Below are 24,654 nucleotides of genomic sequence, written 5' to 3'. Positions count from 1 at the left end.
CTCAGTGCCGCGTGAACCGCCCCAGCTGACCCACGGGAATGGAAAATTACTCGAGTAGAACCGACCTGCGGCACTAGCCTGCTATGTCGTGCAGGAGACACGCCTCGACATGGCTCGGATCCGGGCGGCTCGCCAGGTGATCGACCCGCTCTTTCTCGACACCCCGCTGTACCGCTGCGAGGCCCTGGAGCCCGACCTCGGGTGCACGGTGAGCATCAAGCTCGAGACGGCGAACCCGGTCCGCAGTTTCAAGGCCCGTGGCACCGAGGTAGTAGCGAACCTGCTCGCTGACAGAGGCACGCGAGCCGTGGTGTGCGCCAGCGCGGGCAACCTTGGCCAAGCCCTCGCCTGGTCCGGTCGCGGCCGGGGGCTCGACGTCACCGTCGTGGCATCCCGCTTCGCGACGGTGACCAAGCTGGAGCGTGTCCGGGCGCTGGGCGCCAAACTGGAACTGGTGGACGGCGACCACGAGATGGCGCGCGAGCGGGCGGCGGCGATCGCTCAGTACGAGGGCATCAGGCTGGTCGAGGACAGCCTGGACATCGAGACCTGCGAGGGCGCGGCGACCATCGGCCTGGAACTGGTGGACACTGTGGCGTCGTTCGACGCCGTCCTGATCGCTCTCGGCGGCGGGGCGCTGGCCACCGGTGTGGGGCATGTGGTGAAGGCCCTGGCACCCCGGGCCGAGGTGATCTGCGTCCAGCCGCTCGGCGCACCGGCGATGACACACTCCTGGCGCCAGCGCCGCGTCGTCACCACCGACTCGATCAGCACCATCGCCGACGGCGTCGCCGGCCGGTACCCCATCCCGGCCGTCCTGGACGACCTCCTCCTGGTCGCTGACGACGCCGTCCTGGTCCAGGAGTCGTCGATCGTCGCCGGTATGAGGATGCTCCTCACCCACGCCGGTCTGGTCGTCGAACCGTCGGCCGCGCTCGGCGTCGCGGCGATCCTCGAAGACCGTGACCGCTTCGCCGGCCGACACATCGTCACCATCGTGTGCGGCAGCAACGTCGACGTCGACGCCTATCACCGCTGGGTAGGTGCGGCTCCCATCGACCGATCTTGACAACCGCTCACTCCTCCCCGGAGTCGAGCGAACGACATCAAGACCTACGGCCTGGGGAGCGATTGCCAGTGACGGACGGCAGGTTGGTGAGGGTCACGAGACGTTGAGCGGCAGATCTCGGTGGAAGACGGCCATAGTCAGGCCGGGGCCGTTGTAGTCGTCGACGATCTCCGCGTCGAAGCCGAGGCTGCGGTGGAAGGCGATTGAGCCGGTGTTCTCGATTGATGTGATGGCCTTCAACTGTTGTGCACCGTGCCGTTCCGCTGCTTCGGCGAACGCTGCGTACAGACGACGTCCGAGACCGGTGCCACGGGCGTCGTCCCGTGTGGCGATCAGATGCACGTACCCGGTTCCGCCTGGGGTGACGAACCCGAAGATGTACCCGCGGATTCCGTCCTCGGCTCGGGCGACCAAGCAGGTGGAACCGAACTCCTGCACCAGCGCGAGAAGGTGCAACGACCGAAGATCGCGTTCGCCCCAGTAACGGGGGTGATCAGTCAGGACCTGATGGAAGTCGGCCACCCCGGCGGGTGCGATGTGTATGCCCATGATGACGATCATGGCAGGAGGGCTCGGCTGTTACAGGCGAAGGTCCGCGAGGAAGGGCAGGCAGAATACCCGTATGGTCGATCATCGCTTCTTCAACGACGAACCGTTTCTCCGCCTTGACGGCACGGACGTACATGGGCCCCATCGGTTCGCCCGGCGTGCGGTGACCCGTTCCGGACAGGACGCCGTAGCAGACTTGGAGTTTACGTGTCCCGCGAGCAGTTGATCGTATGCATGGACGCGAGTGCAGCGACTGACATCAACCAGGCCATCTCTGCCGCCATGGCACCCTTCGACAGGAATCGCGACCTCAGCAGCGACCAAGACAAGGGCGGAGAAGAATGGGATTCGTGGGACGTAGGCTCAACCAAGCTTGAGTTCCTGGTCCGAGTCGGCCATGAGAATGACCCTCGGCTTGTGAGGAATCCGAAAACCCCGCGTGGGGAGTTGCGGCCCCTCACACCTGGTCTCTGCGATGGAGGGCCGCTGGGCCTGCTCGACTTGAGGGAACAGAACTGCAGGCGGCTGCCGCGGCTCAGAAATTGTGGAATCAATGGACAGAGTTCAGCCAAGGCTTTCCGACAGCGCAGGGTCTGGATGACCTTATCGCAGCCGACCCTCACGCCTCGGAGCAAGTGCCTGGCCCCGCCTGGCATGCATACAGAAGACAACCCCTCGTGCAGGCCCTTTTCGCAGACCACGATCTGCGAGACCGTTTCGGGGATAACGCCGTCGGAAATTTCGGCGTCGGAGAGGACGCCTTCATCCATCGAAAGGCGAACGAAAGCGTCACCGCAGACGCACTGTTGGCCATCGACGGCCGCTGGCTCGCATGGGACTCGATGCGACACGATCCATACGTCCAGCTAGTCGGAGACTATCTCGACCGATTGCCTCAAAATGCGATCGCAGTGGTGGTGACCTACCACTGCTGAACTGAGCCGCTTTCGACACAATGTCGCGGATCTGGGAGTCACAGGGCCTCCGCGAAATCTCCCTTCAACTAACCTGCCGTGGCAGGCACTTGGCGGGACAGTTCGCCTTCGTCCAGGATCTCTCCGAGTGCTTCGACGATGCGCAGGCAGGGCCGCAGCGTCTCCACCAGGTCCTGCGGCCCGTATCCGTGTGCAAGTTGCAGTGCTGGACGCAGGCCATTGGGCGCCGGCTCGTCCGCGGGGTCCTCTGGCGCCTGTGGCGGAGCATTGCCCCTGGTCGGCATAGTCCTCGCCGACCAAGGACAACAGCGCCTCGCGCGTGATCGCCAGGTGAGCCAGTCGTTCTTCGGCCACCGTGGCGCCTTCGTCTCCCAAGGTTCAGAGACTCAGCGCGATGACGGCAGCGATTCCGCCGAGGCCCAGGGCGAACGCGCCCTCGGCCCAGCCGCCCGCACCCCAACGGAAGAACCGGTCGACGGCCAGCCGGCCGGGACCGATCATGGCGACGGCCAGAGCTACAACGGCGATGCAGACGCTGTACTCCACGCCGCCGCTCGTCTCCCACAGACCATGGGGACCGGTCACGGTCACCATGGCATTGATCATCACCCCGATCAGGGCGGCGGCCGCAAGAGGGGTGAACAGCCCTACAGCCAGGCCGAGGCCACCGAGGAATTCGGACAGACCCCCCACCAGGGCGAAGATCTTTCCCGGGTGATATCCAAGGGCTGCGAACCCTTTACCGGTTTCCGTCAGGCCCAGACCCCCGAAAATCCCGAACAACTTCTGAGCCCCGTGGCCGGCCATCAGCAGTCCGAAGGTCAGCCTGATCAGCAGCAGCCCCCAATCGTATGCGGATGACCTTGGCGTGGTGGTGATCGGCGCTGCCGGTTCCGTGCGAGCCAAAGCCCGATGCATATAACTCTTCGTAGTCATGGCGTGCTCCGGTGAGCATATGAAAACGGTGCTTCCTCCGCCCGAACCGCAAGAGGCCACCGATCGACGGTGAGCACTTACGCCATGTCGCGGAAGAATGCTTCCAGGCTGCAGCTTCTTCGCCGGCTACCGGCCGCAGGCGGTTCCGGGTCCTGAGGAGCCTTGTGCCACGCCGTCCGCGCGGAGTTCGACGCAGCACGCGTCGGGCCGTGGGGCGAGCACCGCTGTGGTCTTGTCACTTCCGAGGCCGTGCAGGTAGCCGGCCAGGAAAGCCTGGTTGACGGCGCAGACCAGTTCTGGGGCCTTGGCCGCCAAGGGGTGGAAGGGGCAGTTGCGCAGCCGCAGCAGGGTGGGCGCGGCGCGCTCCGGCTCGTACCCGAACTTCTCGAGGGTGTCGGCGGCCAGGCTGAGCCCTTGCTCGGCGCCGAGCAGGCCGGGACGTACCTGTTCCCGCCCGGCGCTGCCCAGGGTTTCCCCGCGCTCGTACGCCACATGAAGCGCGGTATCGCGGGCCGACTCGCCCCCGCCTTCGGTCAGGACGGCCTCGATCAGGACGTCGGCGAGCATTTCGTAGTGGCGCTCAGGGATGCTCACCGCGATGGCCTGGGCCATCGGCTCGTAGACCTTGGGCCTGCGGCCAACCTTGTGGATCATCCCCACAGGGGATTCGTAGTGCGATCGGAGCAGGCCGGCTGTCACCAGCTTGTCCAGGTGGAACGCCGCCAGCTTTCGGGAGATCCCGAGGGTCGCGGCCACCTCCTCGCGCGTGACCGGATGCCGCTCCTGCCGAATGAAGTCGAACATGCGGCGGCGCTGCTCGTCGCCGAGGACGGCGAGAGTGGTCAACGAGGTGTGATCCAGTCCCACGGCTTCATAATATCGCCAATGAGATTAGGCGAAACTGTCAATCTCCGATTTTTTTGGGCAAGCACCACAATCGGGCACCAAGCCCCCAGGTTCCCGATCCGCTGATCGCCCGTATTGGGCCGGCCCGGACCTGGGGCCACCCACCTGATCAACGGCTGGCCGTCTCCGCCGGAGTCTTCCGCGGCCGCCCCGCGGTCGTGGATGAGTTCAAGCCCTATCTGGACGACCACGGGAACCAGGGCTGCACCAATGCCTGGGAAGTATGGGAGGCGGTCGTGTCACTCGGGCGCACCCACAGCTACCAGCGAGCTCGTTCCTGCTTCCGCACCGAGCGCCCGTCGGTAGACCCGCTCCCCCGCGATCCCGCCATAGCCCCGCCGTGTCGCCGGCCGGGCGGTGCGGCACTCCGACTCCCTCACGGGACAGCCTCACCCTGCCCTGGAACCCCGGTGGCGCCGGTGCGGCATGTCGCCAGAATCAAGATGTTCAAGCGCCAGACGTTCGGATGCGCCGGCTTCCAATGCCTTTGAAGAGCGTTCCCTTGAAGTGCTTAATGACTGAGGCCGACCGTCTCCACAGAGAAACTCCTACGATCTGAGTTCATGACGACTCCCGACTGCTACGCATGCAGCAAGGAAGCAGAGTTCGACGACCTTCCGCCACGCGAGTGCGTGGCATTTGACCAGCACTGGCGGGTGGCCCACGCACTGAACACCGCAGTGCCCGGCTGGCTGGTGCTGCTGCCACGGCGTCACGTTGCCGCGGTTCATGACCTCACTGATATTGAGGCTTCCGCCCTAGGGGTGTGGCAGGTCAAGCTCTCCCGGGCGCTCCGGAACGTGACTGGTTGCGCGAAGACTTACGTCGTCCAATTTGCGGAAGCCGAAGGCTTCGCGCACGTGCACTTCCACATCGTTCCGCGCATGGCAGATCTGCAACCAGTGCATCGGGGGCCAGGCATCTTCGAGCTGCTTCGGCGACCAGAGCAGGAGCGAGTAACGCCTGACCAGGCGAACCGAATAGCCCACTCTCTCCGAGTTCAACTGCATGGGCGCCCGCACGCTCAGTAACCAGATCACGCAAGCTGAGCCAGTACCGGATTCGGATCAGGCGCACGTTCCGTGGGGCGATCACCGGGGTAACTCATCGGTCTTGAGCTCGTCGTGGGCGAGGGGCAGTTCGGTGGCCTCGCCCACGTAGCGATCGGTGTTGTCGAAGTGCCGGTTCAACTCCTCGACGGCAGCAGCCGTGTTACCGGCGGCCACGGCTTCCTAGGGCCTGTCTTCAAAGGGAGTTGATGGGGCATCATGTAGTGCATGGTGCGGCGGCATGAGCTCTCGGATGAGGAGTGGGATGTGCTGTCGAGGCTGCTTCCGAGGGCGGAGACGGGGCGGCCTCGGCGGGATGACCGGGTGGTGCTGAACGGGATCGTATGGAAGCTGCGGACCGGTTCGGCCTGGCGTGATGTGCCCGAGAGGTATGGGTCCTGGCGGACGTTGTACACGCGTTTCCGCAGGTGGGCGTTGGATGGGACCTTCTCGCGGATGCTGGAGGCGGCCCAGGCCCGCAAGGATGCAGTCGGGGACATCGACTGGCTGGTGTCGGTGGATTCCATGATTGCCCGCGCTCACCAACACGCGGCAGGTGCTCGTAAAAAAGGGCGGCCCCAGCGGAATCGGCACACTCTCACGCCCTCGGACGATCCCGTGGCGGACTGACCACGAAAATCCACCTCGCCTGCGACGGCCGCGGACGCCCGCTCGGCTTCCTCGTCACGGGTGGCAACGTCAACGATTGCACCCAGTTCGAGCAAGTACTCGCGCGGATCAAAGTCCGGCGCACGGGACCGGGACGACCGCGTACTCGGCCCGAACATCTCCTGGGCGACAAGGGATACAGCACGCGACACATACGCAGCTACCTGCGGAAACACGGAATCCCGCACACCATTCCCGAACGTTCGGACCAGCAGGTCAACCGCCGCCGACGCGGCAGCAACGGCGGTAGACCACCTGCCTTCGACAAGGAACGCTACAAACAGCGCAACGTCGTCGAGCGTTGCTTCAACGCGTTGAAGCAGTACCGGGCCATCGCCACCCGCTACGACAAGACCCGTGAATCGTATGAGGCAGCCCTCACCATCGCATCACTCCTGATGTGGATCTGACTCCTTTGAAGACAGGCTCTAGTGCCGATCGTGAAGTGCCTGGTCACGGACGGATCGTGGATCACCGGTCAGACCATCTTCGCCAACGGTGGCTACACCGTCCGCTAGGGCGTCTCATTCAGATCCTCGGCTTGTTGGCCCGGTGGGTCGTTGACTGATGCGCAGAGGGCGCGGCGCCATCGAGCCGTTGCTCCCGGACCGGACGCCGGTGCGGGGTGGCGCCTGGAGGGATCACCCGGAGGTGATCGACGCGATCGCATTCAAGTTCCAGACCGGAAGCCAGTGGGTGCAGCTGCCGGAGAAGTACGGAAACCGGCAGGGCGTCTACAACCGGCTGCGGATGTGGGCCGGCCGTCGACGGCCCGTGGCAGCGGGTGTTCACCGCACCGATGGCCCAGGCCGCGATGGCTGACGGGGACCTGGCTTGGGTGGTGTCGGTGGCCTCCAAGATCGTGCGGGCCCGTAGCGGAGGCCCGGCCGGCGAGCCCGACCATGGCCCACCTGGCGTCGGACCAGGAGAAGCCGCAGTCGCTGACGGCACCGGTCGCCTGTTGCACACGTACGGCGCTCAGCCACGCGCGCCCCTCGTCAGGAGCTCGTAGCCTTGATTCATGGCGGAAGCCTCTTCCGACAGCGGGCCGGACAACAGCCGTAAAAGGGGTGCCGCCTCCGGGCCAACCCTCTCCGGCGGCGCGGCGCTCAGGACTCCCGCGGCCGAGAACGGCGCCGGAGCCGTCCAGCTCCCCGCATGGACCAAGGCTCTCGGCTGGTGCGGTGTCGCTGGGCTGATCTACCTGCTGCTCTGTGCCGTCAGCATCATCAGTCGCGGCTTCGCGGGGCTGGGCACCGACGCGGCGCACACCATGTTCGCCTTCGCCGCGCACCCGTGGGTCGGGCTGAGCGTCGGCGTTCTCGGTACGGTCCTGATCCAGTCGTCGACCACGACGACGGCCATCGCTGTCACCGCCGTAGGGTCGGGCGCGTTGCCCCTTCAGGGCGCGATCCCCATCATTCTGGGCGCGAACGTCGGCACCACCGTGACGACGAGCCTGGTCGCACTGACCTTCATCGGCGACCGCACAGAGTTCCGCAGGGCGCTGGGCGCCTCGACCGTGCATGACTTCTACAACTGGCTCGCACTACTGATCTTCTTCCCGGTCGAGCTGATCTGGCATCCGCTGGAACACATCAGCGGGACGTTGACCAATGCGCTGTACGGCACAGACTGGCTGCCGAACCCGGCCCACTTCAACTTCATCCGGGCGGCAACCAGACCGGTGGAACACGGAGTGATCCACGCGACCTCGCACGTCAGCAGCACACTCGGCCCGCTGTTCACCATCCTGATCGGCGCCGCGCTGATCCTGGTCGCCGTCCGCTACCTGGGAAGGCTCCTCAAACTGCTCATGGTCGGCAGGGCCCGCGACGTTCTGATCAAGCCGTCGGCCGCAACGCCTACCTCGCCATGGCGTCAGGCATGGGAGTAACCGTCGTCACCCAGTCCTCGACCATCACCACGTCCGTGCTGGTCCCCTTCGCCGGGGCAGGCATCCTGACCCCGGCACAGGTGTATCCCGTCGTCGTCGGCTCCAACCTCGGCACCACGTTCACGGTGGTCTTCGCGGCGTTCGCAGGCGTCGGACAGGACGCGAAGATCGGCCTGCAGGCAGCCTTCGTGCATCTGATCTACAACCTCTTCGCGATCGTCGTGATCTACGTGGATCGTCGTGATCTATGTGATACCGCTCCTGCGCCCCGTGCCGCTGTACTGCGCCGAGAGCCTCGCCCGCGTCGCCTCCGAGCACCGGTGGGTCCTCGCCGTCTACCTCGGCACCGTCTTCATCGCACTGCCCGCCCTGGTCATCGTGCTGGTGGGCGTGCTCTGAGTGACCGTGTCACTGACGCCCGGGTACTCCTGCGGGGGACAAGGAGGCGGCCGACGCGACGTCGGCCGAGCTCACCGTGGCTGGCGTGTGTGGGATCTGTCGCCTTCACCAAATTTCCGGAACTTGCCATTCAATACACGCCGGACGCTTCCCCGCGGATGACAAGAACTCCTTTACGGCTTGACGCACAAGCATGATGGGAATTTCCGACCTCTCAGGAAATTCAGCCACATTCCCCATGATGGAATAAATGACTTCACCGCGCCCACCGCCGGGTCCAAGCGAGACGAAATTTCCGTCATCCATGAAGGCGAGAACTCCGCCCCGGAGGCCTCCGTCAGCCCCCACCATCAACTCGTGATCAGGAACCCCCGCAGGCATGAGCGGCCGTTCCAGGCTGTGCAGGACTGCCATGTCCTCCGAACGGTCGCTCGCCAGAAGCTCGTCGATCAAGTTGTCGACGTCCTCGGGGGAACGAAGCGCCACCGGGGACTCCCCGTGCTCATTCCGGTAGTAGGCCGCCATTCCACGCATTATTTACCCCCCCCCCCCCAAAAAAAAGACAGACGATTCCCATCCGCCGTTTCCGTCGGCCAGTTTATCGCTAGTACCCCATCGCCAAGGATTTGCATGGGCCGTATTCGCCGAACGGATGAGTCGGCTTGAACCGCCGGCTGTCCGGTGTGCTCCCGCGCCCATTGGACGGTCCCCCGCCCAAGGTTCAAAGCCGACAGCGCTCGCTGTGCTCCCCGCCGGACCTGAGTGGTGCGCCATCGGAGGGGTCGAGTCCGTCGACGCACCTTGGTCAGCGCGCGGCCGTCGGCGTCGCTGTTCCCGGGCCCGCGAGGCGCTCGTGCTGGGCCGCGCTGCGATAGGTGGCGATGCCGAAGGCAAGCAGCCATTGACTTGCACCTCGGGCTGAAGCCCGAGGATTCTGGCCTTCTCGAATGGTTGCCGTGCCGCTACGCGGCACGGTTTCCGGTCGGGAATCCGTGGCTTCCTGGTTCTTCGCGCTGTGCCGGGATTGCTCCTGGTCTTACCGGCGCTCCGCAGGCCGATGCCGCCAGTCCGGCGGCCTGTTTGACGTTGAGTGCGGCGTTGATGTCGCGGTCGTGGACCGTGCCGCAGGCGGCGCAGGTCCATTCCCGGACATCGAGGGGTTTGGGTCCGTCCACGGTGCCGCAGGCGTGGCAGGTCTGGGAGGTTGGCTCGAACCGGCCGATCTTCACCAGGGTGCGTCCGTACCGTGCCGCCTTGTACTCCAACATGGCCACGAACTGTGACCACCCGGCGTCGTGGACGGACTTGGCCAGCCTGGTGCGAGCCAGTCCCGCCACCGACAGGTCTTCCACGGCGATCCCTTGGTTCTCGAAGATCAGCCTGGTGGAGAGCTGGTGGTGGAACTCACGGCGTGCGTCAGCGACTTCGGCGTGGGCGCGGGCGACCTTGAGGCGGGCCTTGGCGCGGTTCCTTGATCCCTTCTGCTTGCGGGACAGCTCCTTGTGGGTCTTCTTCAACTTCTTCTCCGCGCGCCGCAGGAAGCGCGGGAGCCGATCTTCTCGCCGTCGGACAGGACCGCGAAGTGGGTCAGCCCGAGGTCGATGCCGATGGTGCGGTCGGTTGCGGGCATCCGCATCGCGTCGGCAGCGGGGTCGGTGTCGATGACGAACGAGGCGAAGTACCGCCCCGCCGCGTCCTTGATGACCGTGACCGAGGTGGGGGTGGTGGGCAGAGCGCGGGACCACTTCACCTTCACCGCCCCGATCTTCGGCAGGCTCAGACGCCCGCCATCGGTGATCGTCCATCGGGCGTTCGCGGTGAACCAGACCGACTGCCGGGCATCCTTGCGGGACTTGAACCGAGGCGGGCCGATCCTGGGGCCCTTGCGGGAACCCTTGAGCGAGGCGAAGAAGTTGCGGTAGGCGGTCTCGACGTCTCGCAGGGACTGCTGGAGCACCACCGCGGACACATCGCCCAGCCACGACCGCTCCTTGCTCAGCTTGGCCTCGGTGATCAGCTTCCGCGACAAATCACCGGCCGTCGGGAACGGCTGGCCAGCCTTACGGGCATCCTCGCGGGCGCGGAGGGCGTCGTTGAACACGACACGAGCGCACCCGAACGACCTCGCCAACGCGGACTGCTGGACGGCGTTCGGGTACAACCTGAAGGCGTACCGAAGCTGCATGATCCGGACGCTAACACCACACACTGACAACCCCGGGACGGAACAGCCGTATCCAGCCCCGCTGGAACGATACGGCGACGCTCCGCGCCGCCCCCACAAGATTCGCTTTCCCCCGGCCTGAAGGCCGGATCACTGCGAATGAATCCCGGTAGCTGAGCAGCGCGCCCATCAGGGCTGTCGTTCCCCAGCCGTGGGCGGCGTAGAAGTGGGCCGGGGTGTTGCCGAAGAAGAGCGAGGGCATGAAAGCGAGGTTCACGCCCGCCAGCACGTAGGCCGTGCGATGGGTCCAGCGGGGCAGCAGGCCTGTTCGGGAGATCGCGTACGCCGTCGCGGCGAGGAACATGGCCAGCAGCATGCGGGAGATCGACCCGTACAGGATGTAGGTGCCGTTGCCGGTGACGGTGGGGTCGATCGCGCGGTCGGTCGCAATCACGGCTCCTGCCTCCAGGCCGCTGGCGGTGAGCGTGACGATCGCGTATGCGAGGCCGGAGGTGAAGGCGAGCGTGCCGGCCCATTCCATGTCGGGGCGCACGTTCTTGATGAGTTCACGCAGGGCCGTCATGAAGACGATCAGGAATCCGAGCGCGAGGATTCCGATCAGCAGTCGGGCCAGCACGTTGGAGTCCGGCGGCGGCCCCGAGTAGACGAAGTACAGGGGCACTTCGAGGATGAAGGCGGCGGCCGCGGCGATGCCGCTGACTCCGGTCACGCGTCAGGCGATGGTTTCCTGCACGGGGTCCTCCTCGTAACTGGGCCGGCCCGGGGCCTGCTCACCCCGGCAGAAAAATGCTGTCAGCGGCGCGGCCCCCACGCAGTCGGCCTGGCACCCGGATCCGAGGGTGGACCTGACAACACCTCTGCTCGCCCCAGCTTCACCTCGACCGCAGCCCGTCGGGCGCCGACTGGCAGTTCTCATGCAGCCACGTGATCACACACCCCGCTGCTGATCGCCGGCCTCACCTTGCCGGCCGTGATCACCGCCCCTGATCCGCCTGGTCGCCGCGGTCCTGGCCAAGCAGAGCGACGAACGGACCGAGGCCCGCCCCTACATAGGACTCGGACTACTCGCCGAGGGCCGCCTCCACCCGATCGAGTCAGAATCCGTGGAGACCGGCCTGCCCACCGAACTCCCGCATAGCTCAGAGCGAGATCACCGAGTGGCCGCCCATGCATCTCTCCCGCGGACGTAACCGTGATGGACCGGCGCAAGCGGTCGCTCGCCAACAGGCCTGGTCGAGTGAGCAGTTCACGCCCCAGAGGGTCGCAAGGTGCCCTGCAGCGCCAGCGTGCCGAACAGGGCGCGGCTCGCGCTCCGTGTCTGTCCGACGGCGTTTGCCGTGGCCGGGTTGTTGGTTAGGGTGACAAGTAGAGACTTATCGCGACGCCCTTGACCAGGGTGATGGCCATGCTGACGGCTCCCGCGGAGTCGTACAAGCCAGGAGCGGCTGTCCATGGGGCAGTTGTGATCGCGTGAGGGTGAATCGGATACGACGGGGGCTCGCGTTGGATCGCCTGGACGGAGCGGGGCTGGGATGCTGCCCAGCCCAGTTCCTGTTTGACGGGTTTGTCATCTTGCTCGGTTCAGCCGTGCAGCCCGCGGGTGCGGGCCCAGGCGGTGGCGGTGGCGGTGGCGGCCGCAACGATGGTGTCTGCGACCTGTCCGCGGGAGCCTCGGCGCTCATGGGGCGCACAGGCCGTGTCGTGCCCGGACTTACGGTCACCGGGGCCGTCCGGCGACAATGCCCCGCCGTCGTCGCGGTGGGCGTGTGACCGTCCGGCCGGGGTCTGCGGTTCTGCCCCCGTCTCTGCGCGCCCGGCTGGGGCTGATCGCGGGCCTCGCCGCGCTGGTGCTCGTCGCGATCGGGGTCCGGTACGCCGGTCACAGCCAGCCCGGCATCGTGGACAGGTGGATCGTCAAGCCGACGGCGGACAGTGTGCGGCCGCCGTGGCGGTACGTCGCTGTGGTCATGGACTTCTGGGGCGAGCCCGCCGGAGCGGCGACGCTGGTCGTGGCCATCGTGACGGGCTGCCTGCTGCTACGGCGTCCTCGCGCCGCGGTGTTCGTCGTTGCCGGTCTCGGCGCGAGCGTGGGGACGGCGAGGCTGCTCAAGGCCCTGGTGGGACGCACCATCCACGGCGACGGCAACCTGTCCTATCCGAGCGGGCACACCACCTTCGCCACCGCGCTCGGCCTCATCGTGGCGCTGTTCGTGACCGGCCGGCTCGGCCTCGGCAGGACGGCCGGCACGTTGCTTGTGCTCGCCGCGGCGCTGGTTGCCGGCGCCGCGATGGGCTGGGCGGAGGTCGCCCTGGGAGCGCACTACCCGACCGACGCCCTCGGCGGCTGGTGCACCGCGCTGGCCGTGATCCCGGCGACCGGGTGGCTGGTCGACCGGGTTGCCGACCGGCGGCTCGGCCGGATGGCCGACGCCGGTCGGCGGGAGCGCCGCTGATGCCACGTCACGTCACGCCAAGCTCCGGAATACGGGCTTCACGGGCCGACCGGCCAGCCAGGGGGTGGGGTCGGCGTCGTCCAGTGCCTTCCGGTACACCGCACACGCCTGGGCCACGACATCGACGGTGCGGTCGATGTCTGCGTCGCTGAGCGCGCTGCTCACCACGAACGACGGGGCGAGCACTCCGCCCGCGAGGAGCCGGCGCAGGAACAGGGTGCGGTACTGCTGTGACGGCTGCTGGTTCTCGTCGAGCGTGGCGAAGACCAGGTTGCTGGCCCGGCCCCGGACGACGACGTGATCGCCGACACCCATGCTCGCCGCGGCGTCGCGGACACCGGCGGCCAGCCGCTCGCCGAGGGCGTGCAGCCGCGCGGTGATGCCCTCCTCGACATAGGTGGTCTGCACGGCCATCGCGGCGGCCAGCGAGTGCGTTTCCGCACCGTGCGTGGTGGACAGCAGGAACACCCGGTCATCGGAGTGACGCAGCCCGCCCCGCTCCATCAGCTCGCGGCGCCCGGCCAGCGCGGAGACGGCGAACCCGTTGCCCAGCGCCTTGCCGAAGGTGGAGAGGTCGGGGACGACGCCGTACAGGCCCTGGGCGCCGGCCTCGGACCAGCGCAGGCCCGTGATCATCTCGTCGAAGATCAGTACGCAGCCGTGCCGGTCGGCCAACTCGCGCAGTCCGGTGAGGTATCCGGGCGGTGGCTCGGTGTGGGAGGCAGGTTCGAGGATCAGGCAGGCGACCTCGTCCTGATACCAGTTCAGGAGCTCCTCGGTGGCGGTCAGGTCCCCGTACGGGAACGCCACGGTGAGCTCGGTGGTCGCCTCCGGAATGCCGGCGGACATCGGCGTGGTGCCGATGAACCAGTCATCGACCGAGTAGAACGGATGGTCGCCGCAGATCGCCACTCGCGGGCGTCCGGTGACGGCGCGGGCGAGGCGCACCGCGGCGGTGGTGACGTCGGAGCCGTTCTTCGCGAACTTCACCATCTCGGCGGTCGGCACCGTGGCCAGGAAGCGTTCCGCGGCCTCGAGCTCCACGATGGACGGCCGGACGAAGTTGCTGCCGCGGTCGAGTTGCCGCCGCACCGCCTCGAGCACGCGCGGGTGCGCGTGGCCGAGGCTGACCGATCGCAGGCCGGAGCCGTACTCGATGTACCGGTTGCCGTCGATGTCCCACACATGGGCGCCGGCGCCGTGGCTGATGACCGGGGCCAGGTGCTCGGGGTACTGGTCGTCGCCTTTGGCGTAGGTGTGGGCGCCCCCGGGGATCATGGCGTGCAGCCGCTCGTTCGCTTGGCGCGACCGGGGCAGGATGAGCTCTCCGGTGTCTTCGGTGTTCACGCGGATCTCACTTTTCGTTGTGCTTCAGGACCTCGGCGAGGCTCGGTGCCTCCCGGTCCCGCTGGGACATCGATACGGCCGGCAGCGGCCAGGGAATGGCGAGCTCGGGGTCGTCGAAGGCGATCGTCACGTCCTCGGACGGATCGTGCGGGCGGTCGATCCGGTACGAGGTGTCTGCGGTTTCGGTCAGTGCCTGGAAGCCGTGCGCGCACCCCGCCGGGATGTACAGGGTCACTTGCGTCTCGCCGGACAGTTCGAAGAAGGCCCGGTTGCGGTAGGTCGGTGAGTCCGTGCGCAGGTCCACGACGACGTCGAAGACGCGCCCGTACGAGCACCGCACCAGCTTGGCCTCGCCGGCGCCGGAGCGCAGGTGCAGGCCGCGCAGCACGCCACGGACCGAGCGGGACAGGCTGTCCTGAACGAAGGCGTCGGGGTCGAGGCCCACCGAGCGGACCACGTCGGCGTCGAAGGTGCGGCAGAAGAAGCCGCGTTCGTCGGCGTACGGTGTCGGCTCGAAGAGGAACGCGCCTGCGATCTCCGGGACTTCGATCGCTTTCATGGAGCCTCCTGCAGGGCGTGGGCCTGCTTGTGGTCGGTCGTCGGGAACAGGGTCGCGCTCAACTCGGTGAACTGGTCGTCGAGTTGCCGGGCTGCGGCGAGGTTCCGCTCGGCGAGGGTCTGGCGCAGATCCGCCGAGCGCTTCTCCAAGGCCCGGAACTGCTCGAGCAGCCGGTCGGCGTCGACCTCGCGGGCAGGATGGCAGTACGCGCCGAGACCCATCCTGTCCATGAGCGCGTCGCTCTTCGCCGCGTAGCTGAGTGCGAGCGTCGGCGTGCCGGACTTCAGCGCGCAGATCAGGTTGTGGTAGCGGGTCGCCACCACGGTGTCGGCGGCCGCCATCTCCTTCATCAGGTCGGCCAGTGAGGACGGCTCGGCAGCGGTGACCAGCGGCGAGTCCACCGCGTCGAGGATCGCGGCGACCACGGGCGCGTCGCATGTGTCGCCGGTGAGCAGGCGGACCTGTCTGCCCTCCTCGGCCAGCGTGCGGACGAGCCGGATCGTCCCGTCGAGGTAACGCCGGTGGATCTCGTCGGCGCGGGCGCGGTCGTCGTTGCTGCCGTGGAAGTCCATGACACCGACGCAGACCGGGCCCGGCGAGCCCGAGGGCGCGCCCGCCTCCGGCGTCGGCAGGGCGAACGCGAGGTCCAAGTAGACCTTGTCGCGCGCGGTGTCCACGCCCATCGCCCGCATCGCGTCGCGGGACGGGGCGTCCCGGTACGACCGGTACGTGGCCAGCCGGGCCGACCAGCGCACCAGGGCCCGGGTCGGCCGGCTGCCGATCTCGGCGGCGCCGACGCTGACCAGCGCGACCCGGGTGCGGAGCAGCCGGCCACTCGCGCAGAGCAGGAACAGCGAGTACGGGAAGCCCCACGGCCGCAGCGGCAGCGTGGCCTCCAGGACGCCCATGCCCGGCACGATCACCACATCGTGCCGGCGTACCCAGGCGGCGGTGCGGACGACGTCGACGAATTTGCCCAGTCCTTTCGCCGCGATCGCGCCGGTCCGCGAGGCGGTCCGGTACTCCCCGGCGTACCAGTGCAGCCGCGTCGCGGGGATCCCGAACCGTGCGGCGACCTCCTCGGGTCCGCCGCACAACGCGTCCAGGACCGCGTCCGGGTGCTCGGCGCGGAGGTAGCCGAGCACGGCTTCGAGCGACCCGTCGTTGCCGAGGTTGCCGGAGCCGAGCAGGCCGAACACCCCTATGCGAACAGCGGTCACGCCTGCCTCCCCTCACGGCCGGCGACGACGGCGTCGACGGAGACGGCGAACCGCCCGGGGTCGACCGGGGCCCGGTCCTCGACCCGCTCGCCGGCGCCCGGCCGCACCCGGCTGGTCATCCATGCCGCCAGGTGGCGGTAGCAGGCGCGCCGGTCGGCCTGGGACAACGGCGCCCGCCGGATCGCCGAGGCGAAGCCCCAGACGTACTCGGCGAGCAGCCGGGGCGTCGGGTGCAGCGGGCCTGCCCGGCGCGGGTCCAGGTTGACGCACCGGGAGCGCTTGCTGGGGTTCGCCCGCTCGGCGCGGGTGGGGTGGTCGCGGCGGAAGTACAGGAGTTCCGGCACCTGGTGGAAGCGCCCGTGCAGAGCGATCTCGGCGACGAACGTGCGGTCCGCGTGGTGATAGCTGTCCATCGGCTTCACCCGGCGCAGCGCGTCGGCCCGGATCACCCCGTAGAAGTCGTCACCGCCGGGCTCGAACAGCATGCTGCGGAAGCGCTCCGGAGGGTGCGGTGAGTCGGTCGCGAGCGTGTACTCGTACGGGACCTTCACCTGGCCGTCGCCGTCGATGACCGCCTGGTCGGCGTGTGCGAGGATCACGTCCGGCCGCTCGTCCAGCGCCTCGACACACCGCCGCAGCAGATCGCGGGCGTAAAGGTCGTCGTGCGAGGCCCACTTGAACAGTTCGCTGCGGCTCTCGGCGAACACCCGGTTGTGGTTCGGCGTGGCGCCGATGTTCCGGGGCAGTCGCAGGTACCGGATGCGCGCGTCCTGCGCGGCGTACTTGTGGCAGATGTCCTGGGTCCCGTCGGTCGAGGCGTTGTCGGAGATGACCAGCTCGAAGTCCTCGTAGGTCTGGCCGAGGAGGGCGTCGAGCGACTCGGCCAGGTACTCCTCGCCGTTGTACACGGGCAGGCCGATGCTCAGCCTGGGTTGCGCGGTCATGAGGTCCTCACTTCGGGGATGGGGTTCTGGAGGTGCTCGCGCAGGGCTGACCGCAGCTGCAGCCACCACACGGCCGAGCTGCCGACGGTCGCGGCGGCGACGCCCCAGGCAGAGCCGACCGTGCCGTCGATGACGGCCCCGCCGAGCCCGCCGCCGACGTAACAGGCGGAGGCGAACAGCTGGCAGCGCAGGCTGCGCCGGGCCGCGCCGAGCGCGCGCAGCCCGGCCGCCGCGCCGGTGCCGAGGCCCGCGCCCGTGACGCTGAGAGCGACCGGCACGATGAGCTGCGAGGCGGAAGGCCAGACGTCGCCGAGCACCAACTCTCCGAGCCGGTCCGGCATCAGCTTCAGCGCCGCGCCCCAGAGCAGCGCGGCGCCGGCCTGACCGCCGCCCAGCACGAGGCAGAACGCGCCGAGGCGGTGCGGGGCCTGCCGTAGCACCCGTGCCGCCTCCGGGACGGTGACCAGCGAAAGGCCCATCAGCACGGCGAGGAACGGGCCGAGCAGGAGCTCGGCGCCCCGCACCGCGCCCACCGCGCCGACCCCGACGATCGCGCCGAGACCGTACGCGCGCAGCTGGCTCGCGCCACTGAGGCTGACGTTCTCGACCAGGTACCGGTAGCCGAGATCGCGCTGCTCGCGCAGCCATGCGCGCGCCCCGGTCATCCGCGGTCGGATGCCGGACTGGAGGCAGCCGTACGCGGCGGCCACCGCGGCGGACGCGCCCCAGGCGAGCACGAAGGCGGCCACGCTGCCCACGCGGTCCGCCACGACCATGGCCGGGACGAGTGCGACGCCCCACACGAGGTCGTTGACGAACGCCTTTCGCCCGGTGCCGGCGGCGAAGAACGAGAACCGCCAGGCGTCCTGCAGCAGCAGCCCCGGCAGCATGACGCCGAGGCAGGCGAACGCGAGCCCCACGCGACCGCCGAGGGCAAGGCCGATCGCCAGACACGCCACGCCGATGACCGCGCCGACGCTGAGCGCGGTGCCTGAGGACCGGACCACCGCCCCGCGCCAGGACGCGTCCGAGACGCCGCTGAAGCGCACCACGAGCGGGTCGGTGGCAAGGCCGCGGGAGACGTTGAGCACCACGCCGTAGGTCACCCAGGCCAGGCTGAACACGCCGAACGCGGTCAGCCCCAGCGAGCGTGCCACGTAGACGCCCACCACGAAGTTGCTCAGGCTGGAGGCCGCCTGGTCGGCCAGTCCCCAGGACAACCGACCGACGAGGGCCCGCTTGGCGGTCCGCCGGGCGTCTTTGGCCCGGTCCGCCGGTGTCGTCGTCTTCTCCCCCTCGGTGGTCATCGGCGTCATGCCTTGATCAGCCCGGCGCCCTGCAGGGCGCCGGCCGCGACGGCGACGGTGTCGAACGGCAGCCCGGACCGCTCGGCGACGTCCAGCAGGCTGTGCTCGCCGTCGGAGAGATTGAGCACCCAGAGCATGGCCATCTGGGCCTGCTTGGTGTCGCTGCGGCCGCCGAGCGCGTCGTACAACCCGCGTCGGCCCAGCTGTGGTTCGCCGTACGGGCTGAGGTTGGTGTACTGCCGGTTGCGGTCGAGGACGGCGAACGCCTCGCGGCAGACTGCGAGGGTGTCCGCCATCGCCTCCGGGGAGACGAAGTCCGGGTTGTCCGCCGAGGTGTGGTACTCGGGGTATCCGGCGTACGGGGTCCGGCTGAGCGAGCCCACGCCGAGGTTGAACCCGGGCGAGCAGTACTGCCGCTCGTCGTAGCCGTACGGAGTGAACTCGGTGACGTGGTGCGGGCGTTCGGAGGCGGCAAGGACGTGCCGTATCACCCGGTCGATCTCCGCGTCGCCGCGTCTGCTCTGTTTGTAGGTGAGCCGGCCCGGGTCGCCGGCGCAGGCCAGCACGAGCCCGTGCTTGACCCGGTCGATCCGCTCGGCGTTGCGGGCCAGCCAGGTGATCGCCCCGATGGTGCCGGGCGCGTAGATGAACCGGTAGGTGTAGTACGGCGTCTGCTCGGCCAGCGCCCGAGCCAGGAACGTCGCCACCGCGATGCCGGCCAGGTTGTCGTTGGCCAGGGACGGGTGGCAGACGTGGCAGGAGACGATCACCTCGTCGGCGACCTGCCCGGGGACCACGTGCTCGGCGTAGGTGAGGTGGCCATCGGCGAGGGTGGAGTCGATGCGCACCTCGTACTCGCCGTCCGGCAGGGCGTCCAGGGTTTCCTGGGCCAGGCAGAATCCCCATTCCGGCTTGTAGTAGCTGGTGCGGTACGGCACCCAGGCCGGGTGGTCGGGCAGGGTGTGCAGGTGTGCGCGCAGCTCGGCCAGCGGCATGGTCGCCGACACGGGCACGCTGTAGCCGAGCACGTGCAGGCTGGACGCGGCGAAGTCGACGACCCGGCGCCCGGTGGCGTCGACGACGTACGCGTCCCGGATGTTCCACTCCTGCGGAACCGTCCAGTCGAGCACCTGCGTCCCGGTCGGCACCTCGTGCACCTGCAGTGGGACGTACTCGCCCACGATGTCCAGGGTGGCGCGCACACCGTCGCCGGTGATGCTGCGGCACAGCGGGTACAGCCGCTCCACCAGCGCGTGCATCTCTGCGCCGAGCTCGGTCATCGGCGCCACCGCAGGGTGTCGTCGACGGTGCCGGCGTCGGACGCCGCGCGCAGTACGGCGAGGCGGGTGAAGCGGCGCTCGAAGTCCTCCCGCGTCAGCCCGTGTTTGCGGTAGGCGTCGGCGAGTTCGAGCGCGCCGTCCTTCACCGTCCACTCGCAGTCGAAGCCGGGAATCGCGGCGCGGAACCGGGAGAAGTCCACCCGGTACGAGCGCGGATCGGCGCCGTTCTCCCCGGTGATCTTCACCTGTGCTCCGGAAACGGCCTCGGCGACCTGCTCGGCGATCTCGGCGACCGTGACGTTGTTGATCTCGCTGCCGATGTTGAACGCCCGGTCGTGCACCGCTTCCTGAGGTGCACCCAGCGCGGCCGTGAAGGCCCGTGCGATGTCGGCCGCGTGCACGAGGGGACGCCAGGGGGTGCCGTCGGAGAGCACGAGGACCTCCCCGGACAGGAGCGCGTGGCCCACCAGGTTGTTCAGCACGATGTCGGCGCGCAGCCGGGGCGAGTAGCCGAAGGCGGTGGCGTTGCGCATGTACACCGGGGTGAAGTCGCCGTCGGCCAGGGCGTGCAGGTCGTCCTCCACGCGCACCTTGGACTCCGCGTACGGCGTCACCGGACGCAGCGGGGCGTCCTCGGCCACCAGCTCGTCGCCCCCGGCAGCACCGTAGACCGAGCAGGTCGACGCGTACAGGAAACGCCGCACGCCCGCGTCGCGTGCCAGCCGGGCGAGCCGTACGGAGGCGTGGTGGTTGATGTCATAGGTGAGGTCCGGCGCCAACGATCCCAGCGGGTCGTTGGACAGCGCGGCCAAATGGATCACGGCGTCCACTCCGGCCACGTGTTCGGCCGTGATGTCGCGCAGGTCGACCCGGTGCCCCGACGGGTCCGCGGGCGTCGGTCCGAGGACACAGTCGGCGAACAGGCCGGCGTCAAGGCCGACGACCTCGTGTCCGGCTGCCGTGAGGACCGGGGCCATCACGGTGCCCAGGTAGCCCTGGTGTCCGGTCAGCAGTACGCGCAAGGTTCAGTCCCCCAGGTCGAGAGTGAGTTTGGTGACGGCGAACGCCTCGGCGTAGCGCACATGGCTTTCGATGCCGCGAATCCGGGCAAGGCCCAGGAAGGCCTCCCGGTCGTACCAGGACCGGTGGCGCTGCGAGGGGTAGTGCTCCTGCAGCAGCCGCACCTTGCGTTCGGCGATCTCCGGCGCCAGCGGCTGGTACGCCGCCATCCGGCCGAGGTCGCCGTCCCATTTGACGATCTCGTAGCCGAGCACGAGGTGGTCGCGGAACGCTGTGGGGATCAGCTGCGCCAGGCCGCGGTGGTCCTGGTGCGCGTCATCGGCGCGCGGGGCCAGGATCAGATCCGGCTCGGTCCGCTCCCGCAGCTCCTCGACCGCGGCCTTGGCCTCGTCCCAGTGCACGGGCATCCGGCCGTCCGGCAGCTTGAGCACCGTCAGCCGCAGGTCGGCGCCCGGGCAGAAGGCGGCGAGCGCGGCCTGCTCCTCCTGCTCCCGCTCGCTGCCACCGCCCGACAGCACCAGCGCGTCGACACGGATGCCCGGCCGCGCGAGGCACAGCGTCAGCAGCGTGCCGCCGGCGCCGATGGCGATGTCGTCGCAGTGGGCGCCCACCGCGACGATCCGGTCCAGGGGCCCGGCCCCGAGCCGGATCACGCACCCACCCCGGCGCTGTTCCGCTCCCACACGGCCCACGGGCGCTCACCCCGGGCGTAGGCGTCGTCGAGCGCGGCCCGCTCCTTCACGGTGTCGGTCGGCTTCCAGAAGCCGCGGTGCCGGTGCGCCACGAGGCGGCCCTGCTTGGCCAGTTGGGCGCATCCGTCAGCGACCAGATCCCCGCCCTCCGGTATGTGGTCGAAGACCTCCTGCCGGAGCACGAAGTAGCCGCCGTTCTCCCACAGCGGCAGTTCGCTCACCGCGGTGATGCCCCCCACCAGGCCGTCCTCGCCCAGGTCCACGCAGTGGAACGAGGACTGCGGCGGCACCACCATCATCGACGCGCCGGCGTCGCGCCTCGCGAAGGAGTCGATCATCTGCGGCAGCGGGGCGTCGGTGAGCACGTCGGCGTAGTTGGCGAGGAACATCTCGTCGCCGTCCAGGTGGTGCCGCACCCGCCGCAGCCGCTCACCGATCGGTGACTCGATACCGGTCTGCGCGAACGTGATCGTCCAGTCGGCGATGTCGGTGGACAGCAGCTCGGTCCGCCCGCCCCGCAGCACGAAGTCGTTGGACGTCGTCTCCTCGTAGTTGAGGAAGAAGTCCTTGATGTGGTGAGCCCCGTACCCGAGGCACAGGATGAACTCCCTGTGCCCGAAGTGCGCGTAGTAGCGCATGACATGCCAGATCAGCGGCCTGGGTCCGACCATCGCCATGGGCTTGGGCACGTCGTCGGCGGCGCCGCTGCGCATCCGCATCCCGTAGCCGCCGCAGAACAGAACGACCTTCATGCTGTGACCTTTCGAGACGCGACCTCGACAATGCTCAATTCCGGGATGGGGAAGACCAGTCGGCCGCCCCAGTCGTTGACGAAGGACAGCTGCTCGACCAGCTCGGCCCGCAGGTTCCACGGGAGGACGAGGACGTAGTCCGGTTTGTCGGCGGCTATCTGCTCGGGCGCCAGGATCGGGATGCGGGTGCCCGGGGTGAACCTGCCGTGCTTGTAGGGGTTGCGGTCGACCGTGTACGCGAGCAGGTCGGGCCGGATGCCGCAGTGGTTGAGCAGCGTGTTGCCCTTGCCCGGGGCGCCGTAGCCGACGACCGTCTCGCCGCGCTCGGCCGCCTCGATGAGGAACGTGAGGAGGTCCCGGCGCACCTTGGCCACCCGAGCGGAGAACTCGGTGTACCCGGACAGCTCTTGCAGCCCGGCGGCCTTCTCCCGGTCCAGTACGTCGGCCACCCGCTGCGTCGGCTCGCCGGCCGCCTCGGTGGGCCGGGCCCACAGCCGGATGGAGCCGCCGTGTGTGGGCAGCAACTCGACGTCCACGAGGGCGAGTCCGCCGCTCGCCAGCGCCCGGACCGCGGAGGCGACCGTGTAGTACTGGAAGTGCTCGTGGTAGATCGTGTCGTACTGGTTCTCCTCGATCAGGGTCAGCAGATGCTGCACCTCGATGGAGACCCAGCCGTCGTCGGCGACCAGGGCGCGCAGGCCCTGGGTGAATCCGACCACGTCGGGGATGTGCGCGTACACGTTGTTGGCCACGACCAGGTCGGCCGGGCCGTGTTCGGCGCGGACGGCCGAGCCGGTGTCCGGGCTCAGGAACTCGGTGAGCGTGGGTACACCCGCGTCCCGGGCAGCGGCGCCGACGTTCACCGACGGCTCGACGCCGAGGCAGCGGATACCCCGGTCCACCACGTGCTTCAGCAGGTACCCGTCGTTGCTCGCGACCTCGACCACGAAGGCGTCGGGGCCGAGACCCACCCGCTGTACGGCGTCGGCGACGAACGTGCGCGCGTGCTCCACCCAGGACGTCGAGAAGGAGGAGAAGTACGCGTACTCGCTGAACGTGTCCTCCGGAGTGATCAGCGGAGGTATCTGGGCGAGCCAGCAGTCGGTGCAGACCCGCAGGTGCAGCGGGTACGCCGGCTCCGGCTGGTCCAGTTGGTCCGCGGCGAGAAAGCTCTCGCATGGTGGCGTCGCCCCAAGGTCGACGACGCTCGCCATCGCCTTCGAGCCGCAGAGTCGGCATCGTGTCATTTGCTGTCCCCATCCCCCCTGCTCGCGCGGGTGTCCCCGGTGCGAGTCTGTGCTGACCGACCCGCGATCGCGGTGCGGTACTCCTCCACCAGGCGCTTCAGCCCGACGGCCGGGCTGAAGCCCTGTTCGTAACGGAGCCGGGCCGCTTGGCCCATCTCCTGGTTCCGGTCCGGCTCGCCCGCGATCCGGCGTAGGCAGGACGCGAGCGAGGCGGGCTCGCCCGGCTGGTGCAGCAGCCCGGTCACGCCGTCCTCGACGAGTTCGACGAAGGCGCCGTGACCGGCCGCGACGGTCGGTACCCCGGCCGCCATCGCCTCCACGACCACCAGGCCGAACGCCTCCAGCCACGTCGAGGGAGCCACCACGGCCACCGAGCGCGCAATGGCCTTCCGGCACTCCGCCAGGTCCAGCAGGCCGACGTAGCGCACGTCGTCCCGGCCCGCCGCCCAGGCGCTCACCTCTCGCTCCAGCGGTCCCGTGCCGGCGATGACGAGCGGTATGCCCACACCGCCGTTCGCCGTGATCTCGTCCCATGCGGCCATGAGCAGCCGTACGCCCTTGGCCTCCGCGAGCCGTCCGAGGTAGAGCAGATGCTCGCCGGTGCCTTCTCGGCAAGTGCCCGGGTCCGGCACGAAGTTGTGCTTGACCGCGAGGCGCTCGGGCGGCATGCCGGCCCTCACCAGGACGTCGCGCTGCGCCGCGGAGATGCAGAAGAAGCGCTCCACGCCGGACCACCACCGCCGCCGGTTGACCGACAGGCTGACCGCGAGCGGCACCGTCGCGAGGCGGGAGTTGCGGTAGCAGCCGTGCCGGACGGAGGGCAGCGGCGTCGACCCGACGCACTCGGTGCACGGTCGGCCGTCGCGCTGCAGCGTTCCGGGCGGGCAGATCTGGGTGTAGTTGTGCAGGGTGGCGACGGCGGGCACCCCGGCGTCGGCGCAGGCGGCGAGGACCGCGGGCGACAGGAGCGGGAAGACGTTGTGGACGTGGACGATGTCCGGCCGCTCGGTGCGGAGCCGGGCGGCGAGTTCTGTGCGGACCGCCGGGTTCCACGGCACGAGCACCGGCACCGCGGCCTTGGCGACGAGAGAGCGAGTGGCGATGTCGTCGCTGCGCCGCTCGAACATCTCGACCCGGTGGCCGGCAGCGCGCAGCAGCTCGACCTCCTGGTCGACGACCTTGTTCTCCCCGCTCGGCTGCGCCGAGGAGTAGCGGTTGTGCACCACGAGGACGTGCATG

At 68.7% G+C, this 24,654-nt stretch carries 25 protein-coding genes and 3 pseudogenes; 10 read left to right on the top strand and 18 right to left on the bottom strand.

Translation table 11 applies throughout. From position 1 onward, the window contains the following. The first annotated feature begins 88 nt into the window (after positions 1-88). Positions 89-1,069, top strand: a complete 981-nt coding sequence (locus tag OHO83_RS44815) for a threonine ammonia-lyase (protein WP_266681352.1) — start codon at positions 89-91, stop codon at positions 1,067-1,069. A 93-nt stretch (positions 1,070-1,162) separates the two neighbouring features. Here the strand turns inward: OHO83_RS44815 and OHO83_RS44810 are convergent, their stop codons facing one another. After that, positions 1,163-1,630 (bottom strand): GNAT family N-acetyltransferase, encoded by a 468-nt coding sequence (locus tag OHO83_RS44810; protein ID WP_266681350.1) that lies wholly within the window; start codon positions 1,628-1,630, stop codon positions 1,163-1,165. Positions 1,631-2,295: 665 nt separating this feature from the next. On the opposite strand from OHO83_RS44810, the gene OHO83_RS44805 reads away from it, so the two are divergent. Further along, positions 2,296-2,553 (top strand): hypothetical protein, encoded by a 258-nt coding sequence (locus tag OHO83_RS44805; protein WP_330280680.1) that lies wholly within the window; start codon positions 2,296-2,298, stop codon positions 2,551-2,553. 378 nt (positions 2,554-2,931) lie between these two features. On the opposite strand, the gene OHO83_RS44800 is transcribed toward OHO83_RS44805, so the two are convergent. Together OHO83_RS44800 and OHO83_RS44795 are read right to left on the bottom strand one after the other, a co-directional pair. Beyond that, entirely contained in the window at positions 2,932-3,471 is a 540-nt protein-coding gene (locus OHO83_RS44800) for a DoxX family protein (protein WP_266681807.1), read from the bottom strand. Between the two features lie 144 nt (positions 3,472-3,615). Continuing rightward, positions 3,616-4,356, bottom strand: a complete 741-nt coding sequence (locus OHO83_RS44795) for a helix-turn-helix transcriptional regulator (protein ID WP_266681346.1) — start codon at positions 4,354-4,356, stop codon at positions 3,616-3,618. Positions 4,357-4,958: 602 nt separating this feature from the next. On the opposite strand from OHO83_RS44795, the gene OHO83_RS44790 reads away from it, so the two are divergent. Continuing rightward, positions 4,959-5,426 carry an HIT family protein gene (locus OHO83_RS44790; RefSeq protein WP_266681344.1) on the top strand — a complete coding sequence of 156 codons (468 nt, stop codon included), beginning with the start codon at positions 4,959-4,961 and terminating at the stop codon, positions 5,424-5,426. 60 nt (positions 5,427-5,486) lie between these two features. Here the strand turns inward: OHO83_RS44790 and OHO83_RS44785 are convergent, their stop codons facing one another. After that, positions 5,487-5,621: a hypothetical protein gene (locus OHO83_RS44785; protein WP_266681342.1), complete on the bottom strand. Its 135-nt coding sequence runs from the start codon at positions 5,619-5,621 to the stop codon at positions 5,487-5,489. Positions 5,622-5,672: 51 nt separating this feature from the next. Here OHO83_RS44785 and OHO83_RS44780 point away from each other — a divergent pair. The 5 genes and pseudogenes from OHO83_RS44780 to OHO83_RS44760 all read left to right on the top strand — a co-directional run bounded on the left by OHO83_RS44780 (position 5,673) and on the right by OHO83_RS44760 (position 8,409). Beyond that, positions 5,673-6,523 (top strand): IS5 family transposase gene (locus OHO83_RS44780; RefSeq protein WP_443066088.1). Its coding sequence is split into 2 segments (ribosomal slippage): positions 5,673-6,030 and positions 6,030-6,523, totalling 852 coding nucleotides; the frame shifts between segments, so codons are not numbered across the junction. A 157-nt stretch (positions 6,524-6,680) separates the two neighbouring features. Beyond that, positions 6,681-6,935, top strand: coding sequence for a transposase (locus OHO83_RS44770; RefSeq protein ID WP_266681340.1), 255 nt, complete (start codon positions 6,681-6,683; stop codon positions 6,933-6,935). A 199-nt stretch (positions 6,936-7,134) separates the two neighbouring features. Continuing rightward, entirely contained in the window at positions 7,135-8,010 is an 876-nt protein-coding gene (locus OHO83_RS44765) for a Na/Pi symporter (RefSeq protein ID WP_266681338.1), read from the top strand. Then, a pseudogene (locus tag OHO83_RS47175) lies at positions 7,989-8,117 on the top strand (thymidylate synthase); the annotation flags it as partial. The gene OHO83_RS44765 and the pseudogene OHO83_RS47175, both read left to right, overlap by 22 nt. 133 nt (positions 8,118-8,250) lie before the next feature. After that, on the top strand, positions 8,251-8,409 hold the full coding sequence (locus OHO83_RS44760) for a hypothetical protein (RefSeq protein ID WP_266681336.1): 159 nt from the start codon (positions 8,251-8,253) through the stop codon (positions 8,407-8,409). A 105-nt stretch (positions 8,410-8,514) separates the two neighbouring features. On the opposite strand, the gene OHO83_RS44755 is transcribed toward OHO83_RS44760, so the two are convergent. The 3 genes and pseudogenes from OHO83_RS44755 to OHO83_RS44745 form a co-directional block, all read right to left on the bottom strand. Beyond that, positions 8,515-8,934, bottom strand: coding sequence for an Imm1 family immunity protein (locus OHO83_RS44755; protein WP_266681334.1), 420 nt, complete (start codon positions 8,932-8,934; stop codon positions 8,515-8,517). A gap of 437 nt (positions 8,935-9,371) precedes the next feature. Next, positions 9,372-10,594 (bottom strand): annotated as a pseudogene (locus OHO83_RS44750) (RNA-guided endonuclease InsQ/TnpB family protein). Between the two features lie 10 nt (positions 10,595-10,604). Beyond that, the gene (locus tag OHO83_RS44745; protein ID WP_266681332.1) at positions 10,605-11,303 is read right to left on the bottom strand and encodes a hypothetical protein; all 699 of its coding nucleotides are present in this window, start codon (positions 11,301-11,303) and stop codon (positions 10,605-10,607) included. A 274-nt stretch (positions 11,304-11,577) separates the two neighbouring features. Between OHO83_RS44745 and OHO83_RS47170 the strand changes: the two are divergent. Then, positions 11,578-11,784 (top strand): annotated as a pseudogene (locus OHO83_RS47170) (hypothetical protein); the annotation flags it as partial. 549 nt (positions 11,785-12,333) lie between these two features. Further along, complete coding sequence (locus OHO83_RS44740; protein WP_443066087.1) at positions 12,334-13,047, top strand: phosphatase PAP2 family protein; 714 nt, start codon at positions 12,334-12,336, stop codon at positions 13,045-13,047. Positions 13,048-13,059: 12 nt separating this feature from the next. Here OHO83_RS44740 and OHO83_RS44735 read toward each other — a convergent pair whose 3' ends face one another. Genes OHO83_RS44735 through OHO83_RS44685 form a run of 11 tightly spaced genes read right to left on the bottom strand, consistent with a single transcriptional unit; the run spans position 13,060 to position 24,653 of the window. Beyond that, a complete protein-coding gene (locus OHO83_RS44735; protein WP_266681328.1) occupies positions 13,060-14,394 on the bottom strand; it encodes a glutamate-1-semialdehyde 2,1-aminomutase in 1,335 nt (444 codons plus the stop codon). A 7-nt stretch (positions 14,395-14,401) separates the two neighbouring features. Continuing rightward, on the bottom strand, positions 14,402-14,953 hold the full coding sequence (rfbC, locus tag OHO83_RS44730) for a dTDP-4-dehydrorhamnose 3,5-epimerase (protein WP_266681326.1): 552 nt from the start codon (positions 14,951-14,953) through the stop codon (positions 14,402-14,404). After that, a complete protein-coding gene (locus tag OHO83_RS44725; RefSeq protein ID WP_266681324.1) occupies positions 14,950-16,173 on the bottom strand; it encodes a polysaccharide pyruvyl transferase family protein in 1,224 nt (407 codons plus the stop codon). Before OHO83_RS44725 ends, rfbC begins: the two co-directional genes overlap by 4 nt. Further along, positions 16,170-17,117, bottom strand: a complete 948-nt coding sequence (locus tag OHO83_RS44720; protein ID WP_266681322.1) for a glycosyltransferase family 2 protein — start codon at positions 17,115-17,117, stop codon at positions 16,170-16,172. Before OHO83_RS44720 ends, OHO83_RS44725 begins: the two co-directional genes overlap by 4 nt. After that, entirely contained in the window at positions 17,114-18,424 is a 1,311-nt protein-coding gene (locus tag OHO83_RS44715; protein WP_266681320.1) for a hypothetical protein, read from the bottom strand. Before OHO83_RS44715 ends, OHO83_RS44720 begins: the two co-directional genes overlap by 4 nt. 5 nt (positions 18,425-18,429) lie before the next feature. After that, positions 18,430-19,704 carry a DUF4910 domain-containing protein gene (locus OHO83_RS44710; RefSeq protein WP_266681318.1) on the bottom strand — a complete coding sequence of 425 codons (1,275 nt, stop codon included), beginning with the start codon at positions 19,702-19,704 and terminating at the stop codon, positions 18,430-18,432. Next, positions 19,701-20,726, bottom strand: a complete 1,026-nt coding sequence (locus OHO83_RS44705) for an NAD-dependent epimerase/dehydratase family protein (protein ID WP_266681316.1) — start codon at positions 20,724-20,726, stop codon at positions 19,701-19,703. Before OHO83_RS44705 ends, OHO83_RS44710 begins: the two co-directional genes overlap by 4 nt. A 3-nt stretch (positions 20,727-20,729) precedes the next feature. Beyond that, complete coding sequence (locus OHO83_RS44700; protein ID WP_266681314.1) at positions 20,730-21,377, bottom strand: PIG-L deacetylase family protein; 648 nt, start codon at positions 21,375-21,377, stop codon at positions 20,730-20,732. Further along, on the bottom strand, positions 21,374-22,168 hold the full coding sequence (locus OHO83_RS44695) for a glucose-1-phosphate cytidylyltransferase (protein ID WP_266681312.1): 795 nt from the start codon (positions 22,166-22,168) through the stop codon (positions 21,374-21,376). The genes OHO83_RS44700 and OHO83_RS44695 overlap by 4 nt, the downstream gene beginning before the upstream one ends. After that, positions 22,165-23,415: a class I SAM-dependent methyltransferase gene (locus tag OHO83_RS44690; RefSeq protein ID WP_266681310.1), complete on the bottom strand. Its 1,251-nt coding sequence runs from the start codon at positions 23,413-23,415 to the stop codon at positions 22,165-22,167. The genes OHO83_RS44695 and OHO83_RS44690 overlap by 4 nt, the downstream gene beginning before the upstream one ends. Next, complete coding sequence (locus tag OHO83_RS44685; RefSeq protein WP_266681308.1) at positions 23,412-24,653, bottom strand: glycosyltransferase; 1,242 nt, start codon at positions 24,651-24,653, stop codon at positions 23,412-23,414. The genes OHO83_RS44690 and OHO83_RS44685 overlap by 4 nt, the downstream gene beginning before the upstream one ends. Between the last annotated feature and the right edge of the window lies 1 nt (position 24,654).

This window comes from Streptomyces sp. NBC_00569 (genome assembly GCF_036345255.1).
Classification (GTDB): Bacteria; Actinomycetota; Actinomycetes; order Streptomycetales; family Streptomycetaceae; genus Streptomyces.
Note: the sequence above shows the minus strand (reverse complement) of the source record. Positions and strands in the feature narration are given on the sequence as shown.